The following is a 1,799-nucleotide window of genomic DNA, read 5'->3' as shown; positions in this document are numbered from 1 at the left end:
AGCCGCAGTTGCAGCTCACCGGCGAGACCGACCGACAGCGCTTCACCGAACACGGCTTGTACCCGCCGCCAGTGGCTGGCTCGACGCTGACCACGGGCACCTTGCAGCTCGAGGGCACCTGGGAGCTGGACCTGTTTGGCAAACAGCGCGCCGAGATCAAGGCCAGCATCGGCCAGCGTCGCGCCTCGGAGGCAGACCTTCAGGCCGCGCGCTTGTTGCTGTCGTCGCAGGTGGCCCGCCAGTACGTGCAGGTTGGCCGGCTGCAGGCGCAACGCGATGTGGCGATGCGCACCCTGGCCCAGCGCGAGGAGGTGCTGGCGCTGATCCGCCAAAGGGTGGAGGCTGGCCTGGACACCCAGGTGGAGCTGCGGCAAGGGCAGGGCGCGGTGCCTGACACACGCCAGCAGATCGCTGCGCTCGACGAGCAACTCAGCCTGGCCCGGCATGCCTTGGCGGTGCTGGTCGGGCGAGCCCCCAAGTCGCTGGACGATTTGAACGTGTCGCTGGAGCGCCTGCGTGCACCCGATGTGCCCCAAAGCCTGCCACTGGACCTGCTGGCCCGCCGCGCCGACGTGATGGCGGCACTCTGGCGAGTGGAGTCCGCTCGCGGCATGAGCGACGCCGCGCGGGCGACCTTCTACCCCAACATCGAGCTGACCAGCTACGCGGGCTACAACGCCATCGGCCTGAGCCAGGTGCTCCAGGCCAGCAGCCTGCAATGGGGCTTGCTGCCAGCCATTCACCTGCCGATCTTCGATGGCGACAGGCGCCTTGGCAACCTGAGTGCCCGCGTGGCCGACCAGGACGCCGCCGTGGCGAGCTACAACCAGACCCTCTTGCAGGCCGTGCAGGAAACGGTCGACCAGGTCGACAGCGTGCGCTCGGTGGCGCGCCAGCAAGGCGAGCAGCAAGTGGCGCAAAGCCACATCGAGTCCGCCTACGACCTGGCCACGCAGCGTTACCGCGCGGGCCTGGGCGCCTACCTCACGGTGCTGTCGGCCGAGTCCGCTGTGCTGGCGCAACGCCGCCAGGCCGTCGACCTCAAAGCCCGAGCGCTGGACACCCGCTTTGCGCTGATCCGCGCCGTGGGTGGAGGCTGGACCCCAGCGCCGCCCCTCACCCAGAACACCCCCTCGCAGTCCGGAGACCGTTCATGACCTCGCCTTCGACGAACCCCACGCCAGCTACCCAACCCCCCGCTGCGCGACGCAAGAAGGCACTGACCATCGTGGCAGCGGCAGTGCTGCTGGGCGGCGGCGCCTATGCCGTTTACTACGCGCTGGTGGCCAGTCACTACGAGCACACCGACAACGCGTACGTGCAGGCCAACGTCGTGCAGATCACGCCTCAGGTGGGCGGCACGGTGGTGGCCATCGGTGCCGACGACACCGACCGCGTCAAGGCTGGCCAGGTGCTGGTCAAGCTCGATCAGGCCGATGCCCGCGTGGCGTTGGACCAAGCCGAGGCCCAGCTGGCGCAGACCGTGCGCGAGGTGCGCACCCTGTTCGCCAACAACGGCACGCTGTCAGCTCAGGTGCAACTGCGCCAGGCCGATCTTGCGCGTGTGCAAAACGAGCTCGCACGCGCGCAGGACGATGTGCAGCGTCGCAGCCCGTTGGTGGCCACCGGGGCCGTTGGCAAGGAAGAGTTTCAGCACGCGCAGGCGCAACAACAGTCGGCTCGCAGTGCGGTGGCCGCGGCCGAGTCGGCACTGGCGGCGGCCCGCGAACAACTGGTGTCGAACCAGTCGCTGACCGATGGCACGTCGGTCGCCGAGCACCCCAACGTGGCCCGGGCTG

The 1,799-nt window shown here is 69.1% G+C and carries 2 protein-coding genes; both read left to right on the top strand.

Annotated features, from left to right (window positions below):
• On the top strand, positions 1-1,157 hold a 1,157-nt coding region (locus B2W70_RS00655), incomplete at its 5' end, for an efflux transporter outer membrane subunit (protein WP_286742013.1).
• The coding region (locus tag B2W70_RS00650) for a biotin/lipoyl-binding protein (RefSeq protein ID WP_286742011.1) at positions 1,154-1,799 on the top strand (646 nt) is incomplete at its 3' end. The genes B2W70_RS00655 and B2W70_RS00650, both read left to right, overlap by 4 nt.

This window comes from Aquabacterium sp. UBA2148 (assembly GCF_002328915.1).
In the GTDB taxonomy this organism is placed as follows: Bacteria; Pseudomonadota; Gammaproteobacteria; order Burkholderiales; family Burkholderiaceae_C; genus Aquabacterium; species Aquabacterium parvum.
The sequence above is the reverse complement of the archived record's forward strand: the minus strand, read 5'-3'. Positions and strand labels throughout refer to the sequence as shown.